Source organism: Niveispirillum sp. GW835-FHT14G11 (genome assembly GCF_058793615.1).
On the sequence record NZ_JBXAFZ010000001.1, the window covers coordinates 348,467 to 364,795 of the forward strand.

The 16,329-nt window shown below is 65.3% G+C and carries 18 protein-coding genes; 9 read left to right on the forward strand and 9 right to left on the reverse strand.

Features of this window, described 5'->3' with window-relative positions; genetic code table 11:
* Nucleotides 1-22: 22 nt before the first annotated feature.
* Nucleotides 23-721 (forward strand): RNA-binding protein, encoded by a 699-nt coding sequence (locus AC1Q7F_RS01700; protein WP_492503155.1) that lies wholly within the window; start codon nucleotides 23-25, stop codon nucleotides 719-721.
* 49 nt (nucleotides 722-770) lie between these two features.
* Nucleotides 771-3,602 (forward strand): translation initiation factor IF-2, encoded by a 2,832-nt coding sequence (gene infB, locus AC1Q7F_RS01705; protein WP_492503157.1) that lies wholly within the window; start codon nucleotides 771-773, stop codon nucleotides 3,600-3,602.
* 131 nt (nucleotides 3,603-3,733) lie between these two features.
* On the opposite strand, the gene grpE is transcribed toward infB, so the two are convergent.
* A complete protein-coding gene (gene grpE, locus AC1Q7F_RS01710) occupies nucleotides 3,734-4,315 on the reverse strand; it encodes a nucleotide exchange factor GrpE (RefSeq protein WP_492503159.1) in 582 nt (193 codons plus the stop codon).
* Nucleotides 4,316-4,437: 122 nt separating this feature from the next.
* A complete protein-coding gene (gene hrcA, locus AC1Q7F_RS01715; protein ID WP_492503161.1) occupies nucleotides 4,438-5,475 on the reverse strand; it encodes a heat-inducible transcriptional repressor HrcA in 1,038 nt (345 codons plus the stop codon).
* Between the two features lie 166 nt (nucleotides 5,476-5,641).
* Between hrcA and rph the strand changes: the two genes are divergently transcribed.
* Nucleotides 5,642-6,361, forward strand: coding sequence for a ribonuclease PH (gene rph, locus AC1Q7F_RS01720; protein ID WP_492503163.1), 720 nt, complete (start codon nucleotides 5,642-5,644; stop codon nucleotides 6,359-6,361).
* 34 nt (nucleotides 6,362-6,395) lie between these two features.
* Here rph and AC1Q7F_RS01725 read toward each other — a convergent pair whose 3' ends face one another.
* Complete coding sequence (locus AC1Q7F_RS01725; protein WP_492503165.1) at nucleotides 6,396-6,665, reverse strand: type II toxin-antitoxin system RelE/ParE family toxin; 270 nt, start codon at nucleotides 6,663-6,665, stop codon at nucleotides 6,396-6,398.
* A gap of 6 nt (nucleotides 6,666-6,671) precedes the next feature.
* Nucleotides 6,672-6,824, reverse strand: coding sequence for a hypothetical protein (locus AC1Q7F_RS01730; protein ID WP_492503167.1), 153 nt, complete (start codon nucleotides 6,822-6,824; stop codon nucleotides 6,672-6,674).
* A gap of 140 nt (nucleotides 6,825-6,964) precedes the next feature.
* On the opposite strand from AC1Q7F_RS01730, the gene rdgB reads away from it, so the two are divergent.
* Both rdgB and AC1Q7F_RS01740 read left to right on the forward strand, forming a co-directional pair.
* Nucleotides 6,965-7,582 carry an RdgB/HAM1 family non-canonical purine NTP pyrophosphatase gene (gene rdgB, locus AC1Q7F_RS01735; RefSeq protein WP_492503168.1) on the forward strand — a complete coding sequence of 206 codons (618 nt, stop codon included), beginning with the start codon at nucleotides 6,965-6,967 and terminating at the stop codon, nucleotides 7,580-7,582.
* Nucleotides 7,583-7,663: 81 nt separating this feature from the next.
* Nucleotides 7,664-8,041 (forward strand): VOC family protein, encoded by a 378-nt coding sequence (locus tag AC1Q7F_RS01740; protein WP_492503170.1) that lies wholly within the window; start codon nucleotides 7,664-7,666, stop codon nucleotides 8,039-8,041.
* A 52-nt stretch (nucleotides 8,042-8,093) separates the two neighbouring features.
* On the opposite strand, the gene AC1Q7F_RS01745 is transcribed toward AC1Q7F_RS01740, so the two are convergent.
* Entirely contained in the window at nucleotides 8,094-8,873 is a 780-nt protein-coding gene (locus tag AC1Q7F_RS01745; protein WP_492503172.1) for a substrate-binding periplasmic protein, read from the reverse strand.
* 201 nt (nucleotides 8,874-9,074) lie between these two features.
* Here AC1Q7F_RS01745 and AC1Q7F_RS01750 point away from each other — a divergent pair, with 201 nt between their 5' ends.
* Complete coding sequence (locus AC1Q7F_RS01750; RefSeq protein WP_492503174.1) at nucleotides 9,075-9,749, forward strand: RibD family protein; 675 nt, start codon at nucleotides 9,075-9,077, stop codon at nucleotides 9,747-9,749.
* A 10-nt stretch (nucleotides 9,750-9,759) separates the two neighbouring features.
* Here the strand turns inward: AC1Q7F_RS01750 and AC1Q7F_RS01755 are convergent, their stop codons facing one another.
* Nucleotides 9,760-10,104: a hypothetical protein gene (locus AC1Q7F_RS01755; protein WP_492503176.1), complete on the reverse strand. Its 345-nt coding sequence runs from the start codon at nucleotides 10,102-10,104 to the stop codon at nucleotides 9,760-9,762.
* Nucleotides 10,105-10,245: 141 nt separating this feature from the next.
* Nucleotides 10,246-10,815 carry a TrmH family RNA methyltransferase gene (locus tag AC1Q7F_RS01760; protein WP_492503178.1) on the reverse strand — a complete coding sequence of 190 codons (570 nt, stop codon included), beginning with the start codon at nucleotides 10,813-10,815 and terminating at the stop codon, nucleotides 10,246-10,248.
* A gap of 102 nt (nucleotides 10,816-10,917) precedes the next feature.
* Here AC1Q7F_RS01760 and AC1Q7F_RS01765 point away from each other — a divergent pair, with 102 nt between their 5' ends.
* A complete protein-coding gene (locus AC1Q7F_RS01765; RefSeq protein WP_492503180.1) occupies nucleotides 10,918-12,015 on the forward strand; it encodes an asparaginase in 1,098 nt (365 codons plus the stop codon).
* Between the two features lie 56 nt (nucleotides 12,016-12,071).
* Here the strand turns inward: AC1Q7F_RS01765 and AC1Q7F_RS01770 are convergent, their stop codons facing one another.
* Nucleotides 12,072-13,130, reverse strand: coding sequence for a Fe(3+) ABC transporter substrate-binding protein (locus AC1Q7F_RS01770; protein ID WP_492503182.1), 1,059 nt, complete (start codon nucleotides 13,128-13,130; stop codon nucleotides 12,072-12,074).
* 259 nt (nucleotides 13,131-13,389) lie between these two features.
* Here AC1Q7F_RS01770 and AC1Q7F_RS01775 point away from each other — a divergent pair, with 259 nt between their 5' ends.
* The gene (locus tag AC1Q7F_RS01775; RefSeq protein ID WP_492503184.1) at nucleotides 13,390-14,646 is read left to right on the forward strand and encodes a DUF898 family protein; all 1,257 of its coding nucleotides are present in this window, start codon (nucleotides 13,390-13,392) and stop codon (nucleotides 14,644-14,646) included.
* Between the two features lie 4 nt (nucleotides 14,647-14,650).
* Entirely contained in the window at nucleotides 14,651-15,754 is a 1,104-nt protein-coding gene (locus AC1Q7F_RS01780) for a M48 family metallopeptidase (RefSeq protein WP_492503185.1), read from the forward strand.
* On the opposite strand, the gene AC1Q7F_RS01785 is transcribed toward AC1Q7F_RS01780, so the two are convergent.
* A complete protein-coding gene (locus AC1Q7F_RS01785; RefSeq protein ID WP_492503187.1) occupies nucleotides 15,755-16,297 on the reverse strand; it encodes an invasion associated locus B family protein in 543 nt (180 codons plus the stop codon).
* Nucleotides 16,298-16,329: the final 32 nt, after the last annotated feature.

A 16,329-nucleotide genomic window follows, 5' to 3' on the forward strand; every position in this document is an offset into this window, starting at 1 on the left:
TTTGAGTATTGGGGACTGAGGCATGAGCACCGGCACTGACACGACGCCCGGCTATCCGCCGGAACTCGACGCCGAGGCGCAGGCTGATGAACCCGAGGCCGTGGCGGGTCGTAAAAGCCCGCTGCGCCGATGCATCGCCAGCGGAAAGGTCCAGGACAAGGCGGGTATGATCCGCTTCGTTATCGGACCGGACCAGAGTGTGGTGCCCGACGTGGACGAAACCCTGCCCGGTCGTGGGCTGTGGTTGACGGCTGATGCGGGGTTGGTTGAAAAGGCCCTGGCCAAGGGGCTTTTCTCCAAGGCCGCCCGGCAGGGTGTGAAGCCCGTCCCGGACCTGGCAGCGCTGACGCGTCGTCTGGTTCGCCGTCGGGCCCTGGGCCTGCTCGGCCTTGCCCGCAAGGGTGGGGGCGTGCTGGCGGGTTTCGAGAAGGTACAGGCTGCATTGCGCTCCGGTTACATAGGCCGGGCGGGCGGTGCGGGTCAAAAGAGTGTAGGGTTATGGTTGGAGGCGTGTGACGGATCCGACGATGGTCGGACGAAGTTGCATGCCTTGGCGCAGGCGCTGGGTGTGCCGCTGGTCGATGCTTTCGACCGGGCGGAACTGGGAGCGGCACTGGGCCGGAACGAGGCGGTACATGTGGTGCTGGCGGCGGGTCCGTTGGCAAAACAGCTCCGTCGCGAAGTTGCACGGCTTTCCGCACTCGGCGGAACGGCCGCCTGAGTTCTTGGGCGACCGTATTGGATTTCAACGGCTTACTGTCGGATTAGGGATGAGCGATACCAACGACCAGAACCGCGACAAGAAGGTGCTTACCCTGGGTGGGCGCCAGACGCTTGGACTGGGTGGGGCCAATAAGCAGAAGCCGGCGGCCCCGGCACAGCCGGCGGCGGGCGGCGGCGCCGGTGCGTCAGGCACCGTGCGCCAGAGCTTCTCGCATGGGCGCGGCAAGGAAGTGGCGGTCGAGGTCAAGCGCAAAAAGACCTTCGAGAAGGGTGCCGTACCCGGTGTGGCCGATGGCGGTGCCGCCGCCCGGCGCGCAGCGGAGGGTGCGGCCGGTGGCCGTGGCCCGCAGCTGCGTGGCAATGCCCCCCGTCAGTTGAGCGACGCCGAGCGTGAGGCCCGCCTGCGTGCCCTGCGCTATGCCGCCGAAGAGGCGGAGGAACGCGCTGTCTTGGAGGCTGCCGAGGCCGAGGCCCGGGCCATCGCCGATGCCGAGGCGGCCATTGCCGCAGAAGCGTCAGCCCGTGCCCGTGCCGAAGCCATCGCCCGTGCCGAGGCCGATGCCGCCGCCCGCGCTTCCGAGCCGCTGGACGAGGATACGGTTCGCCGTCGCGAGCTGGAGGAACTGCGCGCCATCCAGGAGGCCGAGAAGGCTGCCGCTGCGGAGGCCGAGCGCCGCCGCAAGGATGCCGAGGACGCCCGCAAGGCCGAAACCGCGGCCCGCACCGAAACCAGCCGGTCCCGTCACGCCGCCCCGGCGGCCGGTGACGACGACCGGTCGGCCCGTCCGGCAGCAAACCGTCCCGGTACCGCAGCGCCGCAGGATCAGCATGCTGCCCGTCCGCCGGTCGGTAGTGTGCCGCCGCGTGTCGGCGATTTCGAAGATGAGGATGGTCCCCGCCGCGCCAAGGTGGCCGGTGGTCCTGGGAAGGTTGCCGCCAAGGTGCCCGCCGCACCGGTCAAGGCCAAGGTCGACGACAAGCGTCGCGGTGGCAAGATGACCATCTCCCAGGCCCTGTCGGACGAGGAAGGCCGTCGCGGTCGGTCCATGGCTGCCGCAAAGCGCGCCCGCGAACGCGAGCGTCTGCGCCAGTTCGGCCGGCAGGAGACCCAAAAGGTGACCCGCGACGTTATCATCCCGGAAGTCATCACGGTGGGCGATCTCGCCAACCGTATGGCTGAACGCGGCGCCGACGTCGTCAAGACCCTGATGCGCATGGGCGTGATGGCCACCATCACCCAGACCATCGATGCCGACACGGCCGAACTGGTGGTGCAGGAACTGGGCCACCGCCCGGTCCGCGTCGCGGAGAGCGACGTGGAAATCGGCGTGAAGGGCGACCAGGACCGGACAGAAGATCTGGTGTCGCGTCCGCCGGTCGTCACGGTCATGGGCCATGTCGACCATGGCAAGACGTCGCTGCTGGATGCGCTGCGCAAGACCGATGTCGCTGCCCGTGAGGCCGGTGGCATCACCCAGCATATCGGTGCCTATCAGGTACAGCTGAAGTCCGGGTCGAAGATTACCTTCGTCGATACGCCGGGCCATGCCGCCTTCACCGAGATGCGTGCCCGTGGCGCCAATGTCACGGACGTCGTGGTGCTGGTCGTGGCCGCCGATGACGGTGTCATGCCGCAGACGATCGAGGCCATCCGCCATGCCAAGGCGGCCGGCGTACCGATCATCGTCGCCATCAACAAGTGCGACCTGCCGTCGGCCAAGCCAGAGCGGGTCCGCCAGGAACTGCTCCAGCATGAATTGGTCGTGGAAGGCATGGGCGGCGACGTCCTGGACGTGGAAGTGTCGGCCAAGGCCGGCCTGAACCTGGACAAGCTGGAAGAAGCCATCCTGTTGCAGGCCGAAATCCTGGAACTGAAGGCCAACCCCAACCGCGCCGCCGAAGGTGTGGTGGTCGAGGCCAAGCTGGACAAGGGCCGTGGTCCCGTGGCGACCGTCCTGGTCAAGCGCGGCACCGTCAAGGTCGGCGACATCGTCGTGGCCGGTTCCGAATGGGGCCGTGTCCGCGCCCTCGTCAACGACCGTGGCACCAACGTGCCCGATGCCCCGCCGGCCATGCCGGTGGAGGTGCTGGGCCTGGGTGGTGTGCCGCTGGCCGGTGAAGAGATGGTCGTGGTCGACAGCGAAAGCCGTGCCCGCGAGATCACCGAGTACCGCGCCCGCAAGAAGCGCGAAGCCGAGAGCGCCAAGTCCGGCCGCGGTTCGCTTGAGCAGATGTTCAAGCAGATCCAGGCTGGCGAGGCCAAGGAACTGCCCATCGTCATCAAGGGCGACGTGCAGGGTTCGGTGGAAGCCATCTCCGGTGCGCTGGAGAAGCTGACGGCCGAGCATACAGAGGTGAAGGTGCGCGTGCTGACGTCCGGTGTGGGCGCCATCACGGAAAGCGACATCACGCTGGCCAATGCGTCCAAGGGTCTGGTCGTGGGCTTCAATGTCCGTGCCAATCCCCAGGCTCGCGACATGGCCAAGCGCGACGGCGTGGAAATCCGCTACTACTCGATCATCTATAACATCATCGACGATGTTAAGCTGATGCTGACCGGTATGCTGGCTCCGACACTGCGGGAGAAGTTCCTGGGCAATGCGCAGATCCTGCAGGTCTTCAACATCACCAAGGTCGGCAAGGTCGCCGGCTGTCGCGTCAGCGAAGGTATCGTCAAGCGCGGTGCCAAGGTCCGTCTGCTGCGCGACAATGTCGTGATCCACGAGGGCACGCTGAAGACCCTGAAGCGCATGAAGGACGAAGTCCGCGAAGTGCGCGAAGGTTTCGAATGCGGCATGGCCTTCGAGAATTACGACGACATCCGCGAAGGCGATATCATCGAAGCCTTCGAGATGGAAGAGATCGCCCGCGTCCTGTAATCCCAGGGATCGGAGCATTCAGCAAAAAGCCCGGCACCAGTGATGGTGCCGGGCTTTTTGTTTCAGACATCCTGACAAATGCGCCCTCCCTTCTCCCCGGTGATGCCGCGGAGAAGGGAGGGCTTCTCCTCTCAGGCGCTAGTGTTCACATGCGCAGTGACATCGCCCTTGGCCACGCCCACGATGGCTTCACGCAGCAGACGGCCATGGATGGTGTAGCCGGCCTGCAGCACCTGGACGACGGTGCCGGCGGGCTTTCCGGTATTCTCGATCTCCATCATGATCTGATGGAAGTTCGGGTCGGCGGGGGCGCCCAGCGCCTCCACCTTGGCGATGCCGGCGCGCTCGAACGCGGCGATCAGCTGGCGCTCCGTCGCCTCCACGCCGGTCAGCAGGTTGCCCACGGCCTGGTTCTCGGCGCGCACATCGTCGCTCACCGCTTCCACGGCGCGGCGCATATTGTCGGCGGCTGACAGCAGGTCCTTGGCGAACTTGGCGACGGCGTATTTGGCGGTGTCCTCGCGCTCGCGCTCGGCCCGGCGGCGCGCATTCTCTGCCTCCGCCAGATTGCGCAGCAACTGGTCCTTCAGGGATGCGACCTCCGCCTCCAACTGGGCAACTCGGGCCCCGTCGGCACCGGCCTCTGTCGCGCCGGCCTGGGCGGCGGGCTCGGGCGTCTGGTCGCTGTCATGGGTGTTGATCGTGTCGGTCATCGCGGAACTTGCCCTTGGGATCGTACGGATAAGGATGGCCTCTGGTTTAGGCGGGAATGCGCCGCCTGTCGAGATGCCGCAACCCGGAATCTGGGGCTGCCGATACCCGACCGCAAGGGGGATCACCCCATCAGCCGCCCGATCAGCTTGGCGGTATAGTCGACCATGGGGATAATGCGTGCATAGTTGAGGCGGGTGGGGCCGATCACACCGATGGCGCCGACGATCTGCTCCTTGGTGTTGGCATAGGGGCTGACGATCATCGAACAGCCGGCATGGGAGAACAGGTTGTTCTCCGCCCCGATGAAAATCTGTACGCCTTCCGCCTTGCCCGTGGCGTCCAGCATGCGCAGCATCTGCTCACGTGTTTCCAGCGCCTCGAACAGGGTGCGGATGCGTTCCAGGTCGGAGATGGCGGTGACATCCTCCAGCAGCTTGGCCTGCCCGCGTACGATCAGGTAACCCTGGCTGCCGCGTGCCCCGGACCAGGTGGCCAAACCTGTCTGCACCACCTTCTGGGTCAGGCCGTCCAGCTGGCTGCGCTGTTCCTCCAGCTCCTTCTGGATGAAGGTACGTGCCTCCACCAGGGTGCGGCCCACGACACGGGCATTCAGGTAATTGCTGGCCATCTGCAGGGCCGATGGCGGCAGGCCTGTCGGCACCTCCACCACCCGGTTCTCCACCAGCCCATCCTCTGTCACCAGCACGACCAGCGCGCGGCCCGGCGACAGGTTCACGAACTCGATATGTTTCAGCGGCCGGTCGGTCTTGGGCGCCAGCACCAGACCGGCGCAGGATGACAGGCCGGACAGCAGGTTTGTCGCCTCCTCCAGCACCTCCGGCACCGAACGGCCCTTGGCGGAGCAGGTAACCTCGATATCCTCCCGCTCCCGCTCCGTCAGGTCACCCACCTCCAGCAGGCCGTTCACGAACAGCCGCAGGCCCGCCTCTGTGGGCACGCGCCCGGCCGACGTGTGCGGAGCCATCAGCAGACCCAGCTCTTCCAGGTCCGCCATGGTGTTGCGGATGGTTGCGGGTGACAGCGCGGTGGACAGCCGGCGCGACAGGGTGCGTGATCCCACCGGCTCTCCGGTCTGGACATAGGCTTCCACGATATGGCGGAAAATCTCCCGCGACCGCTGGTTCAGCTCGCTGATCATCCTGGCGCCAAGGGTCCCCTGTGACGGCAACTTCCAAAAGGAGATTAGTGGTGGCTCCGTACCAAATCAATGGCAGGGGTCACGTCGGTGCCGCTGGACGGGAATGCCGGGCCGTTGCTATGACGGGCAGGCAAGTTTTTTCCTTCAAGCCATGGACCCAGCGATCATGACCCGTCCTTCCGGCCGCCTGGCCGACCAGCTCCGCGCCGTCAGCCTGGAGACCAACTTCTCCCGCCATGCGGAAGGGTCGTGCCTCATCAAGTTCGGGCACACGCATGTGCTGTGCACGGCCAGCGTCGATGAGAAGGTCCCCCCCTTCCTGCGCGGCAAGGGCCAAGGCTGGGTGACGGCGGAATATGGCATGCTGCCCCGTTCCACCCATACCCGCACCGACCGCGAGGCCGCCAAGGGCAAGCAGTCCGGTCGCACGCAGGAGATCCAGCGCCTGATCGGCCGGTCCTTGCGCGCCGTCACCGACCTGAAGGCCATGGGCGAGGTGCAGGTGAAGGTGGATTGCGACGTGATCCAGGCCGATGGCGGCACCCGCACGGCCAGCATCACCGGTGCCTATGTCGCTCTGCATCTGGCCTTCCAGAAGCTGGTGCAGGCCGGCACGATGGCGACGATCCCGCTGATCGACCAGGTGGCCGCCATTTCCTGCGGGCTTTATCAGGGCGTGCCGGTGCTGGACCTGGATTATCCCGAGGACAGCAATGCCGGCGCGGACGCCAATTTCGTGCTGACTGGCCGCGGCGGCATCGTGGAAATCCAGGGCACGGCGGAGGACAAGCCGTTCGAGGAGGCGGAGTTCATGGCGCTGATGGCGCTGGCCCGCAAGGGTGTGGGCGAGCTGGCGGCGTTGCAGCGGGCCGCACTGGGGCTTTGAGGAGGTGGGGGCTCTCCAACGGGAGCCCCCGTCATCATGGCCGGTCGCGTTTATCGTGAATGACGCGAAGGATGATGATCCGTTCCTGTTCGACACGATAGTAGATGCTGTAGGGAGGCAAGATACTCAACCGTCGCCGACCGCCGGCAACAGCTTCCCCACGTGCAGGAAAGGTCATCAGCCCCTCCGCTGCCGCCAATAGCCGAACGGCCATGCGCTCTGCCGCTACCGGGTTGAAATCGCTGATATAGAGCCGGATGGCCTGAAGGTCGCCGATGGCCTCCGCCGTCCAAGTGATGCGCATCGGCGCTCAGGGACGAACGGTCGGGGCGGGCAACTCCTGGGCACGTCCCCAGGAAAGCAGCCATTGGCGCACATCGGCATGATCGACGACATGACCTGCCTTCAGGCTGGCTTCCGCCGCCCGCAGGGCCATTTCATCATCGTCCGATAACGGAGCCATGGTCTTTGGCGAATGTCCATCCATAGGCAAATTCTATCCGAAACCGGTTCGCCCCGCCAGTGCTGGCGGTTTGCAGATTGCGCGACAGCGTGGCCAGGGGATATTCAGCACGGATTCCTCTTGCCCCACCGGAGCCCCCCATGACCCATCCCCGCCAGTTCACCGGCGACACGCTGGTGATTGCCACCCACAACAAGGGCAAGGTGCCGGAGATTGCGGCGTTGCTGAAGGACCATGTCCGGCACTTCCCCAGTGCAGGTGAATTGGGATTGGGGGAGCCGGAGGAGACGGAGACCACCTATATCGGCAATGCCGTGCTGAAGGCGCGGGCGGCCGCACTGGCATCGGGCCTGCCGGCGCTGGCCGATGATAGCGGCGTGTCGGTGGAGGGGCTGGGCGGCGATCCCGGTGTCTATTCCGCGCGCTGGGCCGGGCCGGGCAAGGATTTCACCGTCGCCATGGAACGGGTGCGGCGGGAGCTGGAGGCATCCATCGACCGCAAGGGCGACCGTGCGGCCTTCATCTGTGCCCTGGCCCTGGCTTGGCCCGACGGGCATGTGGAGGTGGTGGAGGGTCGGCTGGAGGGACGGGTGAGCTTCCCGGCACGCGGATCGAACGGCTTCGGCTATGACCCGATCTTCATCGCCGACGGGTACGACATCACCTGCGGGGAGATGGACCCTGCCTTGAAACATGCCATCAGCCACCGGTCCAATGCCTTTGCCAAATTGAAGGCACGCTGCTTCAGGGGCAGCTGAAAAGGACTCGAAATCTGGTATTCGTTCATGTATTGTTCTCATCCATCCGCCGATGCTGGCGGGAATGATCGGGGGGATAAAATGATCGGATATGTGACGGTCGGCACGAACGACCTGGCGCGTGCGGCCATATTCTATGATGCCATCGCCAAGGAGATGGGCACCGGCCGGATGATGGACTATCCCACCTTCATCGGCTGGGGCAATCCCGGCGGGGCTGCCGGTATCGCGGCAACCAAGCCCTATGACGGCAATCCTGCCACGGTCGGCAATGGCGTCATGGTGGCGTTCGAGGCGAAGGACAAGGAACAGGTCCATCGCCTGTACGAGATCGCGCTGGCGCATGGTGGCACCTGCGAAGGCCCGCCGGGTCCGCGCAGCGAAAATTTCTATGCCGCCTATTTCCGCGATCCGGACGGCAACAAGCTGAATGCCTTTTTGATGACCGGTCCGCTCTGAAACTCATCTGACCGGGGCGGCCGTATCCCTGCCGCCCCGGTTCGCAATCCGGTTACGGCTGCCAGTCCTTGACGCCGTACCTGGCCAGGATACCGGCCAACTTGCCACCCTTGCGCAGTTCCAGCAGCTTGGCGTCGATCAGCTTCACATAGGCGGCGCTGTTCGGGTCCTTGGGCGAGAAGCCGATGGACACGCCGCTCTGCTGACCCAGGGAATGGTAGTTAAACAGGTTCCGGTAACCTTTTGATTCCAATAAAAAATCTACGACATTGCTGTCCTCGACCAGCGCATCGATCTTGCCGTCGATCAGCATGTTGACCAGGTCTTCGGTCACATTGTCGCCCGATACCTGCACCAGATTGGGCGAACCCTTGTTGGCGTCGATGAAGGCGTTCACTTCCGTGCTGTAGAAATAATCCTTGATGGAACCGAAGCGGATCGCCTTCAGCGAATTGAGGTTCTCGACCTTGAAGTCCTTGGTCTCCTTGCCTTTGCGGATGACCAGGGTGGGGCGCGACAGGCCCAGATTGACGGTCGGGTAGATCAGGTCCGGTGCCTCGTCCCGGATGGCGCCCACCGCGCCGGTGACGGTACCGGCCTGGGTGGCGGCCAGCACGTCGGTCCAGGTCATCAGGGCGTAATCGACCTTGTGGCCCGCCGGCTCCAGCGCCGCCTTGGCGATCTCGATCAGATAGCCCGGCCGTTCACCGGGTTCGCAATTATAGGGGCACCAGTTATCCGCGCGCAGCCGGACCTCCGCGGCACCGGCCGTCGCCGTCATTGCCAGGGCCAGCATTGTGCCGATACCCAGCCATCCGACCATCCGCCGCATACAAACCTCCATCGCCGTCAACTGTCATTGGCCAAGCGTGGTAATCACCCGTGGCGGCCTTGTCAATTAGGGGGCACGGCCTTTGAGAACGGCCACATTTCATGCATGGAACCGTTTTCCAGCGGACTGATGCTGGACAGCGCGGCCACCCCGTCCCACCTTGTATGATCGGGATCGTCCGCAGGCCGAGGGAAACGACGCATGGAATGGGTGCACCTGTCCGTCTGCATGTCCCTGGACGGGCATATCGACAATGATTGCGGCCGCCGTCTGGTCCTGTCCAGCGAGGAGGACTGCCACGACATGCACCGGGTACGGGCCGATTGCGACGCTATCCTGGTCGGGGCCGCCACGGTACGCCGGGACCAGCCGCGGCTGACGGTACGCTATCCGGAACTGCTGGCGGCACGCCGGGCGCGTGGCCTGCCCGACCACCCGATCAAGGTGGTGGTGACCTTCTCCGGCAACCTGGACCCGACATCGGCCTTTTTCAGCCAGGGCGGCCCCGCCATCGTGCTGTGCGACGAGGAGGCGCTGCCCGCTGCCCGCGCGCGGCTGGGCGATGTGGCCACAGTCATCGGGCTGGGCAGGGAGGATGGCGTAGCCGCCATCCTGTCCCGGCTGGGCTGCCTGGGCGTGCGCCGGCTGATGGTGGAGGGCGGGTGTCAGGTGCTGACGCAGTTCCTGGCCGCCGGGGCCTTTCACCGGCTGCGGGTGGCCGTGGCACCCTTCCTGCTGGGCCGGGCGGGGGCGCCCCGATTGGCCGGCCCCGCCTTCTATCCGCACGGCGCCGATAACCGGTTACGCATCCTGTCAACGCGCACCCTGGGCAACATCGCCGTCATCGATATGGAGAATCCGGAACCGCGGGTTTAAATACAGACGCTTAATTGCTGGCCAGCGTGTCGCGCAGGCGTGGCGCGTTCTGAATCTGGTCGCGGGCAGCGGAGCGGTCGTTGGGGCTGCTCATCGTCCCGCCCGAGGCGAAGACCTGATCGCCGCGCGGCGGGGCCGGCGGTTCCTTGCCGAACATGGCGTGGAGGCGCTGATATTCCTTCTGGTGGAATTCCTGCGCTTCCTGGAAGTCGGGCTCGCCATTGCGCGGGGCAGTGACAATCACCTCGTCCATCACCTCCGGCTGCGGCTTGGGCTGCTGTTGCTGTGCTGCGGCCGGCCAAGCCAGGGCCAGCAGCACCAGGGACAGCATCGGGGCACGCGTACAAGCAAACATGGTGGGCCTCATGATCGATAAACCCTTATATCATAAATGGTAATCGCGCGCCCTTGTTCCCAGCCATCCAGAAGATACCTTGCGCCTTGACAGGGATCGACATCATCCGCAAGGCCATCAATGCATTGAATTTATTCGACTTCATGCCTCCCAATCGCCCAGAAGCGGGCGCATGCGCAGGCTTTCCTTGTTACGGACCCGCACCTTGCCATGCACATGGTCGGGCATGGCATCGCGCGGGCCGCCCACGCGCACCGGCCGTTCGGCGAACCGACCCAGCGAGATCATGCGGTCATAGGTGACAATGGCCGCGGCCACCGAAACATTGACGCAGAACTTGGTAGGGATCTTCACGACATGGTCGCACCTGGCCAGCATGGCGGGCGACAGGTTGCCCCGCTCCGGCCCGAACACATAGGCCGCGCGCAGCGGGTGGCGGAAGCTGGGCAGTTCCGCCGCGTCATCCGTCAGCTCGCATCCGACCAGCTGACAGCCGGCGGGCAGCACCATGTCGTCGATGGAGCGCCAGCCATAATAGGGCACATGGTCCACCCCACCGGACGTGTCGGTGACGCGCAGTTCGTCCATATCGACGACGCCGTTGACGGAGAAGACGAAACTGGCGCCGAAGGCATGGCCGGTGCGCATGATGGTGCCGAGATTGCCGGACTTGCTGATGCCTTCAGCGCCCAGGGCGAAATAGCCGCGCATGATGAAACCGATGAAGCGGTGAGGGGGATTGCGGGGACTCCTTGCATGGAAAGGCCGGTCGGGGCAAGTTTCGTCCCCCCATCCCACATGTGCGCCCCGGTCATGCCCGATCCCGATCCGCCCCATATCCATAGACCCGGCTGCGGCCATCCTCATCCCGACACCGGCCTTGGCGGCGGCGTCACGGTCGCCCTGCCGGATGACCACACCAATCCCATCCTGATCCGGGTGACGCGCGGCGGGCTGGTGGAAAGCAGCCATCGCGGCCGGGCCGTGGTGGTGGGGGCGGACGGCCATGTGCTGGCCGCCTTCGGCGACGTGAAGGCCGTGACATTTCCACGCTCCGCCAACAAGGCGCTGCAGGCCCTGCCGCTGGTGGAAACCGGGGCCGCCGATGCCTTCGGGCTGGGGGCGGAGGAACTGGCGCTGGCCTGTTCCAGCCATGATGGCGAGCCGATGCATACGAACCGCGTGGCCGCCTGGCTGTCACGCATTGGCCTGACGCCCGACCACCTGGAATGCGGCACCCACGCGCCCTATTCGGTCCCGACCTGGGAGGCGATGCTGCGCCGGGGGGAGGAGCCGACGACGATCCACAATAATTGCTCCGGCAAGCATACCGGCATGCTGACCACCGCCCTGCATCGCGGGGAGATGATTCGCGGCTATGTCAGCTATCAGCACCGGGTGCAGCAGCGCATCCTGGGTGTCATGGAACAGGTGACGGCGCAGGACCTGACATCTGCCCCCTGGGGCACGGATGGCTGTTCCATCCCGACCATCGGCTTGCCGTTGGAGGCCCTGGCCTTCGGCATGGCGCGGATGGCCGACCCGCAGGATTTGCCATCCGCCCGCGCCGACGCGGCCCAACGCCTGCTGGCGGCCTGGGGATCGCATCCGGAACTGATCAGCGGCACGGAAGGTTTCGATACAATGTTCATGCAGGCCCTGAACAGCCGCATCCTGTCCAAGGCAGGGGCGGAGGGCGTCAGCGTCGGCATCATCCCGGCAGAAGGCATTGCCATCGCCGTGAAGATCGATGACGGCGCCAAGCGGGCCGCCGGCCCCGCCATGGCGGCGGTCCTGCGTCGCTTGGGCCTGCTGACAGACCCGGAATGGTCGGCGCTGGAAGGGCTGGTGCAGCCGGCGATCCGCAACCGGGCGGGGCTGAAGGTGGGCGGGATCGAAGCCGGATTCTAGACATGAAAAGGGCCCGCCGGTATTGGCCGGCGGGCCCTTGCGTCAACCGTCGCAGCTTACTGCCAGCCGGCGCGGTCCATGATCTTCAGCGCTTCGGCGTTGTTTTTGCCATAGATGCTGGCATTCAGGCTGTCGCGCTTGAAATCGCCCCAGGCGGCGACCACCGGGTGGGACGGGATACCGGCCACCACCGGGAACTCGTAGTTCGCCTCGGCAAAGATCTTCTGCGCCTCCGGCTTGGCCAGGAATTCCAGGAACTTCACGGCATTGTCGCGGTTGGGCGCGAACTTGGCCACACCGGCGCCGGAGATGTTCACATGCGCGCCGCGGTCACCCTGGTTGGGGAAGAACAGCCCGACCTTCTGCGCCGCCGCCTTCTCCGCCGCGTTGCTGGAATTCAGCATGCGGGCGAAATAATAGGTGTTGGAGATGGCGACATCGCCCTCACCGGCCGCCACGGCCTTGATCTGGTCGATATCGCCGCCCTGCGGCTTGCGGGCGAAATTGGCGGCCAGGCCCTTGGCCCAGGCTTCCGTCTTGTCATGCCCGTGTGCGGCCAGGATGGAGCCGGTCAGCGACTGATTATAGACATTGGTGGAGCTGCGGACCAGCAGCCGGCCCTTCCATTTGGGATCGGCCAGATCCTCATAGGTGGACAGGTCGGACAGTTTCACCGCGTCCTTGTTATAGATGATAACGCGGGCACGGGCCGACAGGCCGAACCAATAGCCGTCCTTCTCACGGTATGCGGCCGGCACCGCCTTTTCCAGCGCCGCACTCTTCACGGGTTGCAGCACGCCGGCATCCTGGGCGCGCCACAGGCGGCCGGCATCCACGGCCAGCAGCACGTCGGCCGGACTGTTCTGCCCCTCGGCCTTCAGCCGCTCGATCAACTCGTCATCCTTGCCCTCGATGACATTGACCTGGATGCCCGTCTCTTTCTCGAAGGCGGCGAACAGCAGCTTGTCGGCATCATAATGGCGCGAGGAATAGATGTTCACCTCGGCCGCACCCGCCGCCAGGGCCGGCAGCGACAGCATCGCCACGCCCAGGCCGATACAAGTGGCCCGGCGGGCGATGTCGCGAAGAAAGGTGCGGCGGGCGAACATCTTCATTCTCTGCTCCTGCTTAAGCGTGGGCTGCTTGGGCGCGGCCGGAAGGTTGCCCGATATGTCGGACCGCATTGCGCTTCTGTCAAGATGCCATTGAGAGCCATTCGCAAATCCCGTATTCAGCATACGGGCGCGGAATTCCCCACACGCCTGTATGTGATTGAAAGGAATGAAAAAATCGACGCGTGACCACTCCGCGACGCTTTACCGCGCCCCTCACGATACGCATAATTAACGGGCAAATCTATTCCGGGGGGAAAAGTTGACCAGCCTGCCTTTGGCCCATGATCCCGATAGCCCCGCCACCGATGGACCGCCGCCAGCCGATGGTGGGATCGATGTCCATCTGGACAGGGGGCCGCTGATCGGCCTGTTGTTGCTGAATACGCTGCTGACTATCCTGACCCTGGGCTTCTATCGTTTCTGGGCGCGGACCAAGGTGCGACGGGTCCTGTGGGGTTCGGTGTCGCTGCGCGGGGACGCCTTCGCCTACACGGGTACGGGCAAGGAACTGTTCATCGGCTTTCTGGTGGCGCTGGTGGCGCTGCTGCCTTTCGGCGTGATCATTGCCCTGTTGAACGCCATGATCCCGCCCGCGGCGTTCGGTCAGCATTTCGCCTTTCAGATGGTGGTGGCGCTGGGGGCCGGTCTCCTGGGCCTGATGGCCATGTATTTCGCCCGCCGCTATCTGCTGACCCGCACCCGCTGGCGCGGCATCCATGGCGGGCAGGACCGGGAGTTGGGGCGGTTCATGCTGAAGCACCTCAATGCCTATCTGCTGGTGCTGGTGTCGTTCGGCCTGTTGCAGCCAAAGCTGGATGCCAGGATGTATAATTACCGCACCGGCATCAGCTGGTTCGGCACCGAACGGTTTCGCGCCACGGCGACAAGCGCCGGCCTCTGGTCCATCTATCTGCCAAGCTGGCTGCTGTTCGTTGTGGGCTATGGCGCCATGATCGTGGGTTTCATGCCCTTCATGACCTGGTCGGCGGCGGCACAGGAGGCGCAGGTGACCGGGGTCCATCCCGGCCCCATGCCGGCGTTCGAACCGACCGTGTGGATTGTCGCCGCCATCCTGATCACGCTGGGTACGGCGGGCTTCTTCCTTTACGCCGTGCGCCGTTCCATCGCCTTCCTGGGGGCGACGCAGTTGGGCGACATGCTGTTCGACCTGCCGCTGCGCACCCGTCAGGTACTTTATATCCCACTGGTCGGCACCCTGATCTATGTGGTGACGCTGGTGCTGATGGTGGCGGCGGGCGTGCTTTTTGTCCGGGCGCTGGGTCCGGGCAGTGCCGCGCTGTTCCTGCTGCCGCTGGTTTTGATGGTGGTGTTCCTCTCCTTGAACAGCCTGATTTCCGTTGCCTGGACCCAGGTGGAGGTGCTGCGTCAGATCGGCCGTCACCTGCACCTGCGCAACATGGGCGTGCTGGATGACCTGCTGAACCGGGGTCAGCCGGCCCCGACGCGAGGTGAGGGGCTGGCCGACGCCATCGGCGATATCGGCATCGGCGCGTGACGGAATGCAGGCACAATATGAAGACCGTCAGACGGGCCGCGCCATCGCGGTCCGTCTGACCTTCCTGGACCAGTGGCTGGTGATCGAGCGGGAGGATGGGCGGGAACTGGACCGCTGGTCCTGGCGGGATGTGGCCCCCATACCGGGTGACTTTCCTGATGGCCGCATGCGCGTGGGGCTGGCCGCCGACGCGCATGCCGTTCTGGCGCTGGATGATCCCGACACGCTGCTGCGCCGGGCCCATGCCGCCGGCATGCAGCAGCCGGCCCAGCGGGAACATCGGGTGCGCCACGACCTGCCGCTGGCGGTCTGGCTGGTGGGGGCCGTGCTGTCCCTGGTTCTGCTGGTGCAATTCGTGATCCCGGCCATGGCCGGGATGCTGGCCCCCCTGGTGCCGGCTTCCTGGCAGGCCCGCATCGGCGATCAGGTGCAGACCATCGCGGCCTCCCTGTTGACGCGCAAGGGCGGCAATGCCCAGTGCGACGCACCCGACGGTGTTGCGGCCCTGAAAAAGCTGGTGGGCCGCCTGCCGCCTTCGGCCGAGACCGCGCGGTTGCATGTCATCGACAGCGACCTGCCCAACGCCTTTGCCCTGCCGGGCGGCCATGTCAGCGTCACCACGGCGCTGATGGACTGGGCCGACGGGCCGGATGCCATCCTGGGCGTCATCGGGCATGAGTTGGGGCACCTGCATCATGGTCATTCCATGGAGCGCGTGATGCGCTACAGCCTCAGCTCGGCGCTGATTTCCATGGTGGTGGGTGATATTGGCGGCGGTGCCCTGGCCGTGGGGGTCAGCCAGATGGTGGAGTCGGACTTCAGCCAGGATCAGGAACGCCAGGCCGATGCCTTCGCCATCGATGCCCTGGCCCAGGCGCGTGTCTCCCCCCTAGGTCTGGCCCGATTGTTCGACACGATCCGGGCAGAGCATCCGGAGGCCGATGGCACGCTGGCCGAATGGATCGGCAGTCATCCCCGTCTGTCGGAGCGTATCGCCACCCTGGAACAGGCCGGCGGCCAGACGGTGGGCGACCTGCTGAGCGCGCCCGAATGGCAGGCGCTGAAGAATATCTGCAAGTTGGAAGGCACGGCGACGGCGACGCCCTGATTACGGTTCCGCCGGTGCCGCCGCTCGTTCCGCGCAGGCCTGGCCGATGGCCTGATAGGCGCCACCGCTGCCGGCCAGGCTGAACGTGTCGGTGGTGCGGCTGCCGCGCAGGCTGGTGCCGCGCACGACCAGGGTCGATCCCTGGCGCAGGGCCTGGGCGATGGCATGGTCGGTGTCGGGGTCCCGGGCCCAGGCCTGCTCATCCTTGCTGAACAGCTTGAAGCTCTGCTTGCCGACCTGCACCGTCACCTCGGCATGGTCGGCGAACGGGTAGCCGGCGATGAAATTCACCACATCGAAGCTGCGTTCGTTCGGGCGATGGGTGATCAGCAGGAAGACGTCGCCGCGCTTGGTGAAGTCGCCTTCCATCTTCTTGGGCCGCGATACCATCCAGCAGACGGGACCCGACGCCTCCTCCAGCGTGAAGGCGTTCCAGTCGCGAAAGACGCCGATCAGCCTGGGCTCGGCTGCCTGTGCGGGCGCATACGCTGGCAGCAGGAATGCCAGCAGCAGAGGCAGGATCGCGGTTGGGTGCCTGAACATCCGCCGTGGCTGTGCGCGCATGGGCCCTGATG